This is a genomic window from Paraburkholderia sp. J69-1, assembly GCF_905220255.1.
In the GTDB taxonomy this organism is placed as follows: Bacteria; Pseudomonadota; Gammaproteobacteria; order Burkholderiales; family Burkholderiaceae; genus Paraburkholderia.
Map to the genome: position 1 here is coordinate 267,625 of NZ_CAJMZG010000002.1, position 14,971 is coordinate 282,595.

General features: G+C 61.5%; 12 protein-coding genes and 1 pseudogene. 6 read left to right on the forward strand and 7 right to left on the reverse strand.

Annotation, left to right across the window (positions count from 1 at the left end; translation table 11 throughout):
* Positions 1 to 22: 22 nt before the first annotated feature.
* Both U5A67_RS04335 and U5A67_RS04340 read right to left on the reverse strand, forming a co-directional pair.
* Entirely contained in the window at positions 23 to 1,507 is a 1,485-nt protein-coding gene (locus U5A67_RS04335; protein WP_321813195.1) for a hypothetical protein, read from the reverse strand.
* Between the two features lie 721 nt (positions 1,508 to 2,228).
* Positions 2,229 to 3,419, reverse strand: a complete 1,191-nt coding sequence (locus U5A67_RS04340; protein ID WP_321813196.1) for an HNH endonuclease signature motif containing protein — start codon at positions 3,417 to 3,419, stop codon at positions 2,229 to 2,231.
* 14 nt (positions 3,420 to 3,433) lie between these two features.
* Here U5A67_RS04340 and U5A67_RS04345 point away from each other — a divergent pair, with 14 nt between their 5' ends.
* The 4 genes from U5A67_RS04345 to U5A67_RS04360 all read left to right on the forward strand — a co-directional run bounded on the left by U5A67_RS04345 (position 3,434) and on the right by U5A67_RS04360 (position 7,194).
* Complete coding sequence (locus tag U5A67_RS04345) at positions 3,434 to 3,604, forward strand: hypothetical protein (RefSeq protein ID WP_321813197.1); 171 nt, start codon at positions 3,434 to 3,436, stop codon at positions 3,602 to 3,604.
* Between the two features lie 520 nt (positions 3,605 to 4,124).
* A complete protein-coding gene (locus tag U5A67_RS04350; RefSeq protein ID WP_321813198.1) occupies positions 4,125 to 4,976 on the forward strand; it encodes a PadR family transcriptional regulator in 852 nt (283 codons plus the stop codon).
* A 54-nt stretch (positions 4,977 to 5,030) separates the two neighbouring features.
* Positions 5,031 to 5,840 (forward strand): siderophore-interacting protein, encoded by an 810-nt coding sequence (locus tag U5A67_RS04355; protein ID WP_321813199.1) that lies wholly within the window; start codon positions 5,031 to 5,033, stop codon positions 5,838 to 5,840.
* 79 nt (positions 5,841 to 5,919) lie between these two features.
* Positions 5,920 to 7,194, forward strand: a complete 1,275-nt coding sequence (locus tag U5A67_RS04360) for an MFS transporter (RefSeq protein WP_321813200.1) — start codon at positions 5,920 to 5,922, stop codon at positions 7,192 to 7,194.
* 115 nt (positions 7,195 to 7,309) lie between these two features.
* On the opposite strand, the gene U5A67_RS04365 is transcribed toward U5A67_RS04360, so the two are convergent.
* The 3 genes from U5A67_RS04365 to U5A67_RS04375 form a co-directional block, all read right to left on the reverse strand.
* The gene (locus tag U5A67_RS04365) at positions 7,310 to 8,437 is read right to left on the reverse strand and encodes a 3-deoxy-7-phosphoheptulonate synthase (protein ID WP_321813201.1); all 1,128 of its coding nucleotides are present in this window, start codon (positions 8,435 to 8,437) and stop codon (positions 7,310 to 7,312) included.
* 182 nt (positions 8,438 to 8,619) lie between these two features.
* A complete protein-coding gene (locus tag U5A67_RS04370) occupies positions 8,620 to 9,627 on the reverse strand; it encodes a sterol desaturase family protein (protein WP_321813202.1) in 1,008 nt (335 codons plus the stop codon).
* A 15-nt stretch (positions 9,628 to 9,642) separates the two neighbouring features.
* On the reverse strand, positions 9,643 to 10,665 hold the full coding sequence (locus U5A67_RS04375) for a beta-propeller fold lactonase family protein (protein ID WP_321813203.1): 1,023 nt from the start codon (positions 10,663 to 10,665) through the stop codon (positions 9,643 to 9,645).
* A gap of 346 nt (positions 10,666 to 11,011) precedes the next feature.
* Between U5A67_RS04375 and U5A67_RS04380 the strand changes: the two are divergent.
* Positions 11,012 to 12,337, forward strand: a pseudogene (locus tag U5A67_RS04380) (Nramp family divalent metal transporter).
* A 268-nt stretch (positions 12,338 to 12,605) separates the two neighbouring features.
* Positions 12,606 to 14,081: a glucose-6-phosphate dehydrogenase gene (zwf, locus tag U5A67_RS04385; protein WP_321813204.1), complete on the forward strand. Its 1,476-nt coding sequence runs from the start codon at positions 12,606 to 12,608 to the stop codon at positions 14,079 to 14,081.
* A gap of 168 nt (positions 14,082 to 14,249) precedes the next feature.
* Here the strand turns inward: zwf and U5A67_RS04390 are convergent, their stop codons facing one another.
* Together U5A67_RS04390 and U5A67_RS04395 are read right to left on the reverse strand one after the other, a co-directional pair.
* Entirely contained in the window at positions 14,250 to 14,420 is a 171-nt protein-coding gene (locus tag U5A67_RS04390; RefSeq protein ID WP_205982397.1) for a hypothetical protein, read from the reverse strand.
* Between the two features lie 33 nt (positions 14,421 to 14,453).
* Entirely contained in the window at positions 14,454 to 14,870 is a 417-nt protein-coding gene (locus tag U5A67_RS04395) for a MarR family winged helix-turn-helix transcriptional regulator (RefSeq protein ID WP_205982396.1), read from the reverse strand.
* Positions 14,871 to 14,971 lie beyond the last annotated feature (101 nt).

The following is a 14,971-nucleotide window of genomic DNA, read 5'->3' on the forward strand; positions in this document are numbered from 1 at the left end:
CGACCGACAAATATTCTCGTCCTTAGGCTACTCCAAGCACCGCATCCACGCTCTTCTTCAGGTCGCTAACAAAATCATCATATTTCGCAACATCAAGGAATTCCGAAATAATCTGAAAAATTCGCTCTGCGTTTGCTCCGACTGGCCCACGCCTTAAGAGACCCATCTCGACTTGGTGTAGCCAGCGGGGATCGTTAACGGAGCCGGTTTGCTCGGGGAGGCCCGGAAAGCGATCACGATGTTCATAAATTTTGTTGATATTCAGCAGCCCGACAAACGTCGGTTTCAAATACATCACTTGGACGCCCTCAAATGCCTCCAGTCGAACCGAGGCACGTCGCGAAGCATCATCGTCATCAAGAACAAAGATCGCCTCTTTCTTGCTCGTACGTAAAAGCGTTAGCAGTCGCTCTGAATGATAAACTCCGCCCAACGCTACGGCCCGGACATCCTTGACCTCGAGCCTGCTCGCTAGCCCCCGATCTTGGCGCATGAAATCGATAAACAACTCATCGACCTTTCCCTCTACAAACAACGTAATCTCAACCTGGTTTCGGGGAGTGGAACCTGCCACAGCAGGGCGCTCATCGTCCTCTTTCTCTCGCTCCGCTTCAGCGCTCTTTAGCACTTTTGCCGATCCAGGTATGCGCATAGACCGAGGGAACAGGGGAAGCCAACCCTTACCTCGATGCCAGACAATCGGTAACGTGGTATTGGGAGTATTGTGATCGAATACTAGCAGGCCGCCTACGCCGCCGAAACCGAGTTCAGATGTAGATATACTGCGACAGTACCGTCGAATCCGCTCCAGCATAGCTTCGCGCTCGGACACTGGAAGCCCTGAATAGATCGCGGCATCCATATTCGTGACTGTATCTCTGGAGCTGTATTCCAAAGCAGTAACGACAGATGCGCCAGAGTCCTCTGTTACACGCTGGATCCCATCTTCGTATCCCGCCACGGTCAGCACAAATATCTGCCGCGGCTTCACCAAGGAGTGCACCTCCTCCGTTACTTTTTTAACCTCTTTAGCGATGGTTTTCCCGGTTCCGATGACGTCATCAACCAGCACGATGTTGTCGATTTTCGAGAGATCGAGTTTTTCTTCATCATCACCAAAATAAAAATCATCCTCGGGGATATCCGCCGTAACCCTGTAGTGGTACGAAATCAGCGCTCCACTTTTTGCCGCATTCCCTATTCCAGCATAGAGTGTATTATTTCCTTTGACTGCTACACCCTTCTCCGAGATACGCCTCTGTAGCTTTGCGTGAGCCACTTCTAAGGCGGATCTAATCTGCAGAGAGCCGAGAACATCCAAATTCTCTATGATTCGCACGGCTAACGGGTAATCTGCAACATCAAACTGAAGAACCCATTTAATCGCATGATCCATGGTCACTTCAACTGGCCAACTTTGAATGGCAGCTTGAATGCGATCGGTGTATATCTGAATGGAAGAAGGAAGTACGTTTTTCAATTTTTCCCCGAGTTTTTTGATTTGCAAGCAACAAACGTTACCACTTTCGCGACGATGCCTGCGATCCAAGGCCTTGTGGCCGCCCCCTGGTCGGTTGCGAGCCGAGTTTCACTCCGACTGATGAGGAGGCTGGTCTTTTAACAATCCGATGACCATTCCCGGAACGCAGGTGAGCCATGAACACTCGATTGACGAGACATGCGGACGACACAGTTTGGCCATTCACCGTCCAACGAAAGTTCGCTCCGTACATTCGCCACAGGCATTGCCGAATCTAACGCTTCCGGCGACTTACTCGGACCAGCATTGCTAACGGAGTCGAGGCAGTCGCTGCGGCGAAGCTCGCAGCCTCTCGTGATTGCGTCGCGCCAAGGCAGAGAAGCACGAAGTAGATGGCGGGCGGCATAACAAATGATGCCAAGAGCCAACTCGACCATGGAATTCTTGATCATGCTAGGCGTGTGGTGATTGAGCGGCATCAATTATTGCGGATTTCTGGCAGAAATACCGAATACCCGACAAAGGACGAACGAAATAGCGGGAAGAGTCCGTTCAGAACTTCACAACGGTATTGATTCGCGCGCCTTCGGAGAAGCAAACCATTCTATTGCTTTTCAAATATTCATCCCGCATGAAGTAGAGCTTTTGGAAGAACTGCAGTTGTTGTGTGAGGATCGCCGACCATGCAATCAACCGCGTCGAAGAACTCACACCGTGGGTCGTCGCCTCTCGCCTCGCGACGGCAGTGCTAGATCAGGCGACCGTTGCGACGAGCCCACTCTAGCGGGTCGAGCCGCCCCTTTCTAAGGTTGCACGACGGACAAAGAAGTTGGATGTTGGAAATATCATTCATCCCACCGTTGATAAGCGCAAGGATATGGTCGCGGTGAAATGCATTCCCCAGCTTTTTCGTACAGCATGCGCAGCGCCCTTTTTGTCTTTGATACAGATTCTCCACCTCCTCACCTGTGAACGTGCCTCCGGCGTTGCGCCTTCTAGCCCGGCGGCCAGCGGCATACGCAATTGCGCTCTCAGGCATATGGCTCGTTTTGTCCCGACGAGCGCAGCCGCACGATATGGCGCGGCCCTGCTGCAAACTCCCGTGAGGTGCAACATACATCCCTCCGCAGTCACAAGCGCACAACCATCGAGCAAGGCTTCGAGACGTCCGCTCTACGAGCCGCAATACAGTCAGCTTCCCGAAACGCTGACCGACAAAGTCGACCATGCGTGCGGCGACATTTTCCTCGCGAGCTTCCCTCTTTCGGCATCCACACGAGACTTTCGTACCATTCAGCAGATTCTTCGCCGAGACGTCGACTGTCGAGCCGCACTCACATCGGCACGACCAAAGCACACGCCCCCCCTCGGAGCGGCCGGCACGCCCGAGGACCGCCAGCCGCCCAAATGAATGGCCTGAGATATCGCTAAGAACCGATTCGCGCGAGCGTTCGATGCGGAGACATCCGCAACTGGATGTGTGACCGCGCACCACGAAGGTCGCAGCCATTTCGACGACTGTTCCGCAGTCGCATTTGAAGGCCCAGAACACCTTCTTGTCGCGACTGCCCAAGCGCTGGAGCGCGGTCAGCCGGCCGAATTTTTGACCATCAATTTTTAGCGTCATGCGTTCCCCGCGCAGCACTTTAAGGGTCCGCATGATAGCGTGCGCATCAGCCTTCCACGTAGAGGTAACACGCCGCGTCGCCAAGGCGTGAGAGCACTTCACGTTCACCACAGAAACCGCGCTCCGCATCGAACGCCGAGCCGACCCACAATTGCCCGGCGTAATATTCGCCCGCTCCTCGAGGATGCGATTCAGCGCCGTGTCTTGCGCGACAGCGTTGCCGACCCCCACCGTTTTAACCACGTCCGCCTCATCAGGAAATAGGAACATTGACGTGCCGTGTGCGCGCGCCCATGCGACATTCAGCAGCATGCATACGAAAAGTAATGATCGATACCGACCTTCACGACGCGACGCCGGTATTTGTTCTCTTCTTCGTCACGCTCGGCGATCAACGCCGTGCGTGCGAAGTGAGCCCACACCCGGTCTTGGAGGATCGGACGGAGAGTGCGCAGACCGCGACCATTGGCCTGATCTTCGGCAAGCTTATGCAGTAACCCTTCCGGGTCGGAAAATACGGAGGCCTTCTTCTGGATGCCGCCGAACGCCCCCCTGCACCGTATGCGTCGGCTTACAACGTACCGTTGAACGACTCAAGGTGTTGCTGCGGATGAATGCCCTTGCGATTCGGCGTATGCGCGCGTCGCCACCAGTGATTCCAACAGCTCGCCCGATGCAGAAAAGCAGCTGCGTGCCAAGAAGGCTCGCCGGGGCTATTCAGACCCTATATAACGCAAAAAAATTTGGTGTGCGGGCGCTCGGGAGAGCGCCCGCTCTGAGCGTCATTGCAGAATGCTTGACGCTATTAAAACCGACCTTTAATAGCAATTCACACGAAAATTGTGCACTGCACACCGAATTTCTGCGTTCCCGCAGACTTTTTTGTCTCTGAACGGCGTTTTCTGCGTTCCCGCAGACTTTGTTGTGCGCCCATATCCCCACAAATTAACTTTGACAAACACTCTTAAGATATATATCTTAAGACACATCTTAAGACACTCAATGACAGGAGGCCTCATGCGCCACTATCATCATTTCGGCCATCATGCCCACCACGGCCATCGCGGCCACAACGATCGCGACGCACGCGACCTCTTCGCAGGCGCAGCCCGTGGCGAGCGCGGCGAGCCTACAGAGCGCGGCGAACGCACCGACCAGCGCGATTTCGACCGCAAGCGCTTCGCCATGCGCCGCCCGCATCACGTCCTTCATGCCTTGCGCCACGCCATGGGCCGCCGCGGCGGCCACGGTCCCGGCGACTTCGGCGATCGTTTCGGCGACGGCTTTGGCGGTTTCGGCGGCCCGGGCGGCTTTGGCGATGGCGACGGTTTCGGCCGTGGCCGCAAGTTCACCTCGGAAGACCTGCAACTGATGCTGCTCGCGCTGCTCGCGGAGCGGCCGAGCCACGGCTACGAGCTGATCAAGGCGCTCGATTCGCGCTCGAACGGCTTCTACAGCCCGAGCCCGGGCATGGTCTATCCGGCCCTCACGTATCTGGAAGAACTCGGCTACGTGAGCGTGACGCTCGAAGGCAATCGCAAGCGCTACGAGCTGTCCGACGAAGGCCGCACGTATCTGGCCGACAACCGCGAACGCGCCGACCTGATTCTCGCCAAGCTCACGCATTTCGGCCGCAAGATGGATCTGATGCGCCGCGCCTTCGCGGGCGAAGATCCGGCCGATGGCAGCAGCTGGGTCCGCGAGCTGATCGAAGCGCGCCGCGCCCTCAAGCGCGCGCTGCTGCGCCGCACCGACGCGTCGCCCGAGGAGCAACGCCGTATCGCGGCGATCCTCGTGCGCGCCACCCAGGAAATTGAAAACAGCGGCGAAAACGCCAAGACCGACGACGGCGCGAACCCCAGCGCGTAAGCGCGAAACACGCCCTCACGTCGAACGTCAGCCGCCTATTTATCGGAGTCATAGATGCAGAATCAAGCCAATCTCGAAGTTGTCCGCGTGCGTCATCCGCTGAAGTTTCGTCTGCTGCGCGTCGCGCGCGTCGAAACGCTCTCCACCGCGCTCGTGCGCGTCACGCTGACCGGCGATCTGAGCGATTTCACTTCGGCCTCGTTCGACGATCACGTGAAGGTGTTTTTCCCGGCGCCGGGCGCAGAAAAGCCCGTGGTGCCGAGCGCCGGCCCGGACGGCATCGTCTTCCCCGAAGGCGTCGAGCGTCCCGCCGCGCGTGACTACACGCCGCGCCGTTTCGATGCACAAGCCAACGAACTCGATCTGGAATTCGCGCTGCACGAAGCCGGTCCCGCCACCGCATGGGCCGCGCAGGCGCAGCCGGGCCAGTATCTGGGCGTCGGCGGCCCGCGCGGTTCGATGGTGATCCCCACGGGCTTCGACTGGCATCTGCTGGTCGGCGACGAAACCGCGCTGCCCGCCATCCAGCGCCGCCTGACCGAGCTACCCGCCGACACGCGCGTTGCCGTGGTCGTGGAAGTGGCGAACCGCACGGCACGCATTCCGCTGCCGACCGAAGCCGATCTCTACGCCACCTGGGTGTATCGCGAAGAACTGGAATCCGAGCAACCGCTCGTCGATGCGCTCGGCGAAGTCTGGCTGCCGCCCGGCGAAGGCTATGTCTGGGCCGCAGGCGAAGCCTCGGCGATCCGCGCCGTGCGCACCTATCTGTGCGTTGAGCGCGGCGTCGACAAGAAGCGCATCCGCGCGTCGGCGTACTGGCGTCGTGGCGCGCAGGCGGCGCACGAAACCATCGACGATTGATGAAACCCGCGCGCGCGGCAACGCTTTCCGGCGTGCCGCGCGCGCATGACACAGGGACTCGCCTCGCGAGTCACCCTAGATGACCCTGACTCTCAATCCGCTGCGCGAACGCACGCTGCTCTGGCTGCTGGCGCTCACGCAGTTCACCGTCATCATGGATTTCATGGTGATGATGCCGCTCGGCCCGCAGATCATGCACGCGTTCGCGATTACGCCGGCGGCCTTCGCCACGGCGGTCTCGGCGTATTCGCTGTTCTCCGGGCTGTCCGGCCTGTTCGCGGCCACCTATATCGACCGGTTCGATCGTCGGCGCCTGCTGCAGGTGACGTACGCGCTGTTCGCGCTGTCGAATCTCGCCTGCGCGCTCGCGTCGAACTTCCATCTGCTGCTGGCCGCGCGCGCTTTCGCCGGTCTGACCGGCGGCATTCTCGGCTCGATCGTGATGGCCATCGTCAGCGACGTGATTCCCATCGCACGGCGCGGCGCCGCCACCGGCGTGATCATGACGGCGTTCTCGATCGCCGCCATCGCGGGCGTGCCTGCCGGCATCCTGCTGGGCGCGCACTTCGGCTGGAGCGCGCCGTTCCTGCTGCTGGTGGTACTTTCCGCCGTGATCTGGATCGCGGGCTCGCGCGTGGTGCCGTCGCTCACGGAACACGTCGACCGCGAAACGCCCATCAGCGAGATCCTGCCGCGACTGTGGCAGTTGCTCACGCTGCCGCGTCATCTGAAGGCGTTCACGCTTACCTTCACGATGATGACCGCGCACATGCTCGTGATTCCGTTCATCGCGCCGATGCTGGTCGCCAATCACGGCGTCGCGCCCGAGAAGCTGTCCTGGCTCTATATGGCGGGCGGTGCGTCGACCTTCGTGACCTCGCGCGCGGTTGGCCGTCTCGCGGATCGCTACGGCAAACGCCGCATTTTCCGCTTGATGGCGCTGCTGTCGATCGTGCCGGTGCTGTTCGTCACGCATCTGCCGACGCTGCCGTTCGTCGCGCTGGTGGCATTCTTCGCGGTGTTCATGATCGCGCTCTCGGGCCGCATGGTGCCGATGCAGGCGCTCATCACGACGATCCCCGAACCCGCGCGGCGCGGCGCGTTCCTGAGCGCGAACAACGCGGTGCAGGCGCTGGGCATGAGTATCGGCGCGTGGGTGGGCGGTTTGCTGCTCGCCAATGGCGCGAACGGCACGCTGGTGGGCTTCGGCCACAACGGCTGGCTGGCCGCGCTGTTCACGATCGTGGCCGTGGCATGGGTGTCGCAGGTTCGCGGCGCGGGTGACGAACCCGCCGCGCCGAACGGCCTCGCCATGCCGCAGCAAGGCGCGGCGGTGCGGACGGCCGAATCGTAAGCGCACGACAAAAGCGCATCGACTACGCCCAGAAGTCAAAACGCGCGGCGGACTGCCCAGTCCGCCGCGCGTAGTTTTATGCGCAAAAAGTTATTTAAGACACGCCGCCGTCATTTCAGCCGGCTAGTGTCTTGCGCCGCGCGCGCACCGCTGCGGCCAGACCGTCGAGCACCGGCTCCGTCTGCGCCCAGCTGATGCAGGCATCGGTAATCGACACGCCGCGCTTGAGCGGCACGCCCGGTTGCAGATCCTGGCGCCCTTCGTCCAGGTGGCTTTCGATCATGACGCCGACGATGCGCTTCTCGCCGCCCGCCAGTTGCTCGCCGATATCGCGCGCCACGTCGATCTGACGTTGATGCGCCTTGTTCGAATTCGCATGCGAACAGTCGATCATGACTTCTTCGCGCAACCCCGCCTTGGCAAGCGCCGCGCAGCACGCCGCCACCGAAGCCGCGTCGTAGTTCGGCCCGCTCTTGCCGCCACGCAGAATCACGTGGCAGTCGTTATTGCCACGCGTTTCGAAGATCGCGGCCATGCCCATCTTGGTCATGCCCATGAATGCGTGGCTCGCGCCCGCCGCGACGATGGCGTCCGCCGCCACCTGCACGCCGCCGTCCGTGCCGTTCTTGAAGCCGATCGGGCACGACAGCCCCGAAGCCAGTTGCCGATGGCTCTGGCTTTCGGTCGTGCGCGCGCCAATCGCGCCCCACGACACCAGATCGGCGATGTATTGCGGGCTCAGCAGATCGAGGAATTCGGTGCCCGTGGGCAGACCGAGTGCGTCGATTTCCAGCAGTAACTGGCGCGCGGCGCGCAGGCCTTCGTTGATGCGGAAGCTGCCGTCCAGACGCGGATCGTTGATATAGCCTTTCCAGCCCACCGTCGTGCGCGGCTTTTCGAAGTACACGCGCATGACGATCAGCAGATCGTCCTTGAGCGCATCGGCCTTCGCCTTGAGCAGCTTCGCGTATTCGATCGCCTGATCGTGGTCGTGGATCGAGCACGGGCCGACCACGATCACGAGGCGGTCGTCGCGTTGCGCGAGCACTTCGGCGATCTGCGCGCGGCTGGTTTCCACCAGCGTCTGCGTGGCTTGCGGCACCGGCAGTTCGTCGAGCAGCAGCGCCGGCGAAATGAGCGGACGCACCGCGCCGATGCGCACGTCGTCGATGCGGGTAGTGTCCTGGGTCGCGTCGGCGACGCCGACTTCCTGGTCGTGCTGCGGATTGTCGATACGGCTCAAGATATTCTCCTCAGGCGCGCCCGGCTGCCTAAGCGCTGCGTTGTTCGTGGGGGACAAACGACGATTATCGCATCCGCTGCCGCGTCTCGAATCGGCCGAAGTTGCGAAAAACCGGCGACGTAAACGCAACGAGGCGGCCGAAGCCGCCTCGTTCTCAAACCATCAGCGATACAGCGCTACGCTCAGTTCGCCGATCCACCGAGCGGATAGCCCTTGCCCGCCAGCCGGCGCACGATACGCACCATCGCGAGCCACTGCTGGGCGATCAGGCCCTCGCCGTAGTTCACGCCCCGGCCATCCGGCGCGGGCAGTTGATCGCGGATGCCGGTCGGTTCCAGCGCCTTGTTCCACGAGGCCGTGCGGAACATCACGTCCCAGAACGAAAACAGCACGCCGAAGTTGCAGCCGTAGCGCGTCCCTTCGTGACCGTAGCCAATCGCGTGATGACGGCGATGGAACGCCGGGCTCACGAGAATGCGCTCCAGCACGCGGCCGTAATCGAGCCGTGCATTCACGTGCTGCACCGCCTGCAGGAAGTTGCTCACGGCGATCAGCACCACGAACTGCGCGGGCGGCACGCCGATAAACAGCGAAATGCCCGCGAAAAACGCGGCCTGCACAATATCGTCGACGAAATGATTGCGATCGTCGCACCACAGCGACATCTGCTGCTGGCTGTGATGCACCGCATGCAGTTCCCACCAGACGCCGAAGCGATGCTGCCAGCGGTGATACCAGTAGCCCGCGAAATCGAGCGCGACCAGATAGACCACGAACGACACATAAGGGCGATCCGTCACACCGGGCCACAGACTGTCCACGTCGATATTCGGAATATTGTGGATCGCCATCAGGCTCTGCCAGTGATTGAACAGCGGCGTGAGCACGAAGAAGAACGCGATATTCAGAATGCCGAGCTTGGCGATCCACGTGTACCAGACGTCCGCGCGCAGCGCCTTGCGGTCGCTCCACGCTTCGAGCGGACGCAGCGCTTCGAGCGGACGCAGCAGCACATAAGTCAGCAGCACTTCGAGCACGCCCACGATCACCCAGTAGAGCGCATCGTAAGTGTCCTCGTCATAGCCCATCAGGCCGACCTTGTAGAAGATCGGCTGCACCACGTCCACGTAGACGAGGGTTTGCAGCCACGAAACAAGGTTGTCGGCCTGCGAAAGCAGCGTGTCGAGCATCGGGACTCCTCGCGATCAGTCTGGGTTCGGCGCCACCACCGGCGCGCGGTTCGCGAAATAGATGCCGTGCGGCGAGCGGCCCACGGCGATCGTGTCGATCAGCTGGCGCGTCTGGAGGTCGATGACACCGACGTGGCGCGCGAAGCGGAACGTAACCCACAGATAGCGTTTATCGGCGGAAAGTTCCATGTCGTCGGGACCGGGGCGCAGGCCCGTGATGTCGCCGACCTTCGTGAGCGTCGTGTAATCGAGAATGCTGATGGTGCTTTCCACACGATTCGAGACGACCACATGCTTGCCGTCGTCGAGATTGCGGAAGTTGTGCGCGCCGCGGCCCGTCTGGATTTTCTTCACGAGCGTGTGCGTGTGCGGGTCCACCACGGCGACGTCGTCCTCGCCCGTCATGCCGATCAGCAGGTACTTGTCGCCCGGCGTCATCCACAGGCCCGCAGGCGTGTTGCCGATATGCAGCTTCCACAGCACGGTCTGCGAAGCGAGATCGATGGCCGCGACTTCGCCGGTGTCCTGCAGCGTCACGTAAGCGATCTTGCTGTCCGACGAAAAGGTGATGTGGCTCGGCGTCTTCGCCAGCGGAATGCGCTTCGCGATCGTCACGTCATGGCCGTTGTAGCTATAGACATCGACGCGATCGAGACGCAGGCCGGCCGTCACGAACCACTTGTGATCGGGCGAAAAGCCAAGCTGATACGGATCTTCGATGCCTTCCACGCGGCGCTGCACCTTGCCGGTGTGCGGGTCGAGGAACATCAGGTCGTTCGAGACCGAATCGGCGACGATCAGCGACTGGCCGTCGGGCGTGATCATCAGGTGATGCGGTTCCTTGCCGGTGGGCTCGGTGCCGACCACGCTGCGGCTCGCTTCGTCGATCAGCGAGAGCTGCGCCTCGCCGGAATCGAGCACGATGACCTTGTCATCTGCATGCGCGAGCGCGCTGCACGCGAGACCGCCGAGGAGCAGCGCCGCTGCAAGGCTGCGTCTCGGAGTCCGGGTAAAGCTGAAAGTCGGGAATTCTGGCATTTCGTTAGAGCAGAAAGACCGGTGCGAAACCGGAGTAAGCGCGCGCAGGGCCGGTTTGTGCTGAGATAGGCGCTGGCGTGGCGCAACATGCCCGAAAGCCAGACGAAACCTCGCTGAAACCGGGCAGCGAAGCGGATTGCAAGGCGATCCGCGAAAGCGCGCGCGGAACGCCTGGTTAACGCGCGAGGGTCGTATTCCGATGACGTGATGAGGCGCTTTCCTACACGGTTTTCTGCTGCGCTTTATTGCCACGCTGTATTGCGACACTGATCTGCCGCGTTATCGGCAAGTATCACGCATCATTGTTCCGCCCCCAGCAAAAATCCTCCGTCACAACGAGGTATTCATGCACCATCGCACCCGCGACGAACACCTGAACGACGTGCCCGACGGACTTTCCGCCGCCACGGCGCGCAAGGTGCGCGAAGCGCTCGAGGGTCGCCGGCGCGGGGCCGCGCTGCTATTGCCGCTGGCGGGGCCGGCCGTGATCGTTTCGGTCGCGTACATGGACCCCGGCAATTTCGCCACCAACATCCAGGCGGGCGCGCGTTACGGCTATGCGCTGCTCTGAATCGTGGTGCTCGCCAATCTCGTCGCGATGCTGTTTCAGGCGCTCTCCGCGAAGCTGGGCATCGTCACCGGGCGCAATCTCGCCGAGTTGTGCCGCGAGCATCTGCCCGCCCCGCTCGTCTGGCTCATGTGGATCGTCAGCGAAATTGCGGCGATGGCCACCGATCTCGCCGAATTCCTCGGCGGCGCGATCGGCCTCGCGCTGCTGCTGCATCTGCCGCTACTCGCGGGCATGGCGATCACGGCGCTCGTCACCTACGGTTTGCTGTTCTTCGAGCGCGCGGGATTCCGGCCGCTCGAACTCGTGATTGGCGGCCTCGTGGGGGTGATCGGGCTGTGCTATCTGCTGGAACTGTTCATCACGCCGGTCGCGTGGGGCGAAGTCGCGCGCGGGCTCGCCACACCGCGCCTGCCGGATGCGCAGGCCGTGACGATTGCCGTGGGTATCGTCGGCGCAACCGTCATGCCGCATGCGCTGTTTCTGCACTCCGGTCTCACGCAGGCGCGCGTGCAGCCGCGCAACGACACCGAACGCACGCGGCTGTTGCGCTTCTCGAACGTCGAGGTGATCGTCGCGCTGTCGCTCGCCGGGCTCATCAACATGGCGATGGTGATGATGGCATCGGCGTCGTTTCATCTCGGTCACGCCGATGTCGCCGAAATCGGCACGGCATGGCGCACGCTCACGCCGCTCTTCGGCGTCGCGGCGGCCGCGATCTTTCTGGTTGCGCTGATTGCTTCGGGGATTTCGAGTTCGGTCGTCGGCACGCTCGCGGGCCAGATGATCATGCAAGGTTTTGTCGGATTCCAGATACCGCTCTGGCTGCGCCGACTCGTGACGATGGCGCCGAGTTTCGTGGTCGTCGCGCTCGGCGTCAACGCCACCGAAGCGCTGGTCGCCAGTCAGGTCGTGCTGAGTCTGGCGCTGCCGTTTCCGATGGCCGCGCTTGTCTGGTTCACCTGTCGGCGCGATGTGATGGGTGCGTACCGCAATCGCGCGATGCTGGCCGCGCTGGCTATCGCGGGTGCAATCGCCGTGCTTGCGCTCAATGCGCTGCTGCTCGCGCAGACTTTCGGCTTCGACGTGCCGGGTCTCGATTGAGTTTGACTTCTGCGCACGAGCGTTTCTTTGGCGCTCCAGCGCGAAGTGTGCAGCGCAACACGCGCATTGCGAGCGGTTCGCTCAATTCATGCACCTTATGTGCTCGAATCGTTCAATGCACCCACGCTTGCATGTCAACTTCGTGCGTCATGCGTGCAAACTTGCGCGAAACGATGCAACATTAGCCTCTTTCACCGCGCCCGCCCCGTGTGGCGAGTGCAAACTTCGCAACTCTGCGCCACAAATCGCCACAACCGAGCGACCTGCCATGACGAATCAGCCTGCCCAAGCCGCGCCCGAACAGCCCGTCGACATGATCATTTTCGGCGGCGGCGGCGACCTGGCCGCGCGCAAACTGCTCCCTGCGCTCTACATGGCGCACCTGCACGGCAATCTGCCGCCCGAGACGCGCATCATCGCCGTCGGCCGCAAGAACTGGACGATCGACGACTATCGCAAGTTCATGGAAGAGCAGTCGCGTCCCTTCATCGACGCCAAGGCCTTCGACGCGCAAGCCTGGGACCGCTATCTGGGCCTGTTCCAGTACGTGATCATCGACGTCAATGCGACCGAAGACTACACGCGCCTGAAGACCGCCTCGCGCGAGCACGCGATTCGCGCGTTCTATCTCTCGACCTCGCCCGAACTCTTTACGACGATCTGCGACAACCTCTCGGCGGTCGGTCTCGTCGATGCGAATTCGCGCGTCGTGCTCGAAAAGCCGCTCGGCCACGATCTGGCTTCGGCCAAGGAAATCAACGAGTCGGTGGGCCGCCATTTCGCGGAATCGCAGATCTACCGTATCGACCATTATCTGGGCAAGGAAACGGTGCAGAACCTGATGGTGCTGCGCTTCGGCAATCCGATTTTCGGGCCGCTGTGGCAGGCGCCGTATATCCGCAGCGTGCAGATCACGGTCGCGGAAACGGTGGGCGTGGGCAGCCGCGCGGGCTTCTACGATCACACCGGCGCGCTGCGCGACATGGTGCAGAACCACCTGCTGCAGTTGCTGTGCATCGTGGCGATGGAGCCGCCCGTCTCGCTCGACCCGGACGCCGTGCGCGACGAAAAGCTCAAGGTGCTGCGCTCGCTGCGCCCGATGTCGCTCGCCGATATCGCACGCGACACCGTGCGCGGCCAGTACGCGGCAGGCGCCGTGGGCGGCAAGCCGGTGATCGGCTATCTGGAAGAAGACAACGTGCCGGCGGACAGCAAGGCCGAAACCTTCGTCGCCCTGCGCGCGCATATCAACAACTGGCGCTGGGCCAACGTGCCGTTCTTCCTGCGCACGGGCAAGCGTCTGCAGAAGCGTCAGTCGGAAATCGTGATCGAATTCGCCGATCTGCCGTTCTCGATTTTCCCGAGCGGCCCGCGCAATTACGGCAATCGTCTCGTGATCCAGCTTCAGCCGGAAGAGTCGATCCAGTTGCAGATGCTCGCGAAGGAACCGGGCAGCGGCATGAACATGCTGCCGGTGAACCTGAATCTGGACCTGCAACAGGCAATCCCGGAGCGCCGCGCGGAAGCGTACGAGCGTCTGCTTGTCGATGTGATTCGCGGCCGCCTCACGCACTTCATGCGCCGCGACGAACTTGAAGCCGCCTGGACGTGGGTCGAACCGATTCTCGACGGCTGGAAGGAACTGAACGACCGTCCGCGCACTTATACGTCGGGCACGTTTGGCCCGGCGGCATCGTCGGCGCTGCTGGCGCGCGAGAATATGTCGTGGGCCGAAGAGGCCTGATTGAGGTAACGAAGCGGGTGATCGAAGGGTCGGCCCGCTGAACGCTGTTCAAACGCTAAACGCCGCGCAGACTTTGCGCGGCGTTTGCTTTTGCGGAAGCTTTGGCGGATGCGTTTGGCCCGGTTCGCGCGTATTCGTGCGCATTCGTGCTATCCGCTCGATGCGCGCTTATTCCCGATCGGCGCGATTGGTTATTTCCGTGTGATCGGGCCGGAACAGATCGAGACCCGCGAACACCACCACGCCGCTGAGCGCCATCATCGGCACGGAATGCCGGCCTAAAAACAGAATCGCGGCCGCCAGCCACGTCGAAACAAAAAAAGCGCCAATGCGCCGCATGATGCCACTCCGGTACAAATAAAACGCCCGGCTTCAGCCGAGCGTTGCGCGCGCGGTGCGCAGACGGCTCACAGTGTCCACAAACGCTTCGCCGCCAAGCGAGCGCTTGATGCGCCCGGTCACCTGCGCGCTGGCGTGATTGAGCGCCTCGCGTATCGCCTGGGCCTGCGCCGTGGGCACGATCGCGACTTCGCGCTGATCGCCTTCGGTACGCTGGCGCTCCAGATAGCCACGCGACTCCAGACCGTCGAGCACACGCGTGGCCGTGGGCCGCGCAATCGACAGCAGATCGGCCAGTTCGCGCTGCAGCGAACCTGGGCGCTCCAGTACCGCGCGCAGCATGAAGCCCTGCGGCGGCGTGAGATCGAAGGGTTCGAACGCTTCGGACCACTCGCGTTCCAGACGACGCGCAAGCGCCGACGTGTTGAAGTAGAGACACTGATCGAACATGGCGAGAGAATAACCGTTTATCGTTAGCTATGCAACGAATGCCACACTATTGCGCCCTTTTTCAGGCACTTTTCGCATTCATTCGATGGGACTTCGGCAGG

What these genes read in the sequence shown, in the direction of transcription:
- U5A67_RS04395 (WP_205982396.1), bottom strand. Translation starts at nt 14,870, where the DNA reads ATGTTCGATCAGTGTCTCTACTTCAACACGTCGGCGCTTGCGCGTCGT.
- zwf (WP_321813204.1), top strand. Translation starts at nt 12,606, where the DNA reads ATGACGAATCAGCCTGCCCAAGCCGCGCCCGAACAGCCCGTCGACATG.
- U5A67_RS04370 (WP_321813202.1), bottom strand. Translation starts at nt 9,627, where the DNA reads ATGCTCGACACGCTGCTTTCGCAGGCCGACAACCTTGTTTCGTGGCTG.
- U5A67_RS04390 (WP_205982397.1), bottom strand. Translation starts at nt 14,420, where the DNA reads ATGCGGCGCATTGGCGCTTTTTTTGTTTCGACGTGGCTGGCGGCCGCG.
- U5A67_RS04375 (WP_321813203.1), bottom strand. Translation starts at nt 10,665, where the DNA reads ATGCCAGAATTCCCGACTTTCAGCTTTACCCGGACTCCGAGACGCAGC.
- U5A67_RS04355 (WP_321813199.1), top strand. Translation starts at nt 5,031, where the DNA reads ATGCAGAATCAAGCCAATCTCGAAGTTGTCCGCGTGCGTCATCCGCTG.
- U5A67_RS04350 (WP_321813198.1), top strand. Translation starts at nt 4,125, where the DNA reads ATGCGCCACTATCATCATTTCGGCCATCATGCCCACCACGGCCATCGC.
- U5A67_RS04360 (WP_321813200.1), top strand. Translation starts at nt 5,920, where the DNA reads ATGACCCTGACTCTCAATCCGCTGCGCGAACGCACGCTGCTCTGGCTG.
- U5A67_RS04340 (WP_321813196.1), bottom strand. Translation starts at nt 3,419, where the DNA reads ATGCTGCTGAATGTCGCATGGGCGCGCGCACACGGCACGTCAATGTTC.
- U5A67_RS04345 (WP_321813197.1), top strand. Translation starts at nt 3,434, where the DNA reads ATGATCGATACCGACCTTCACGACGCGACGCCGGTATTTGTTCTCTTC.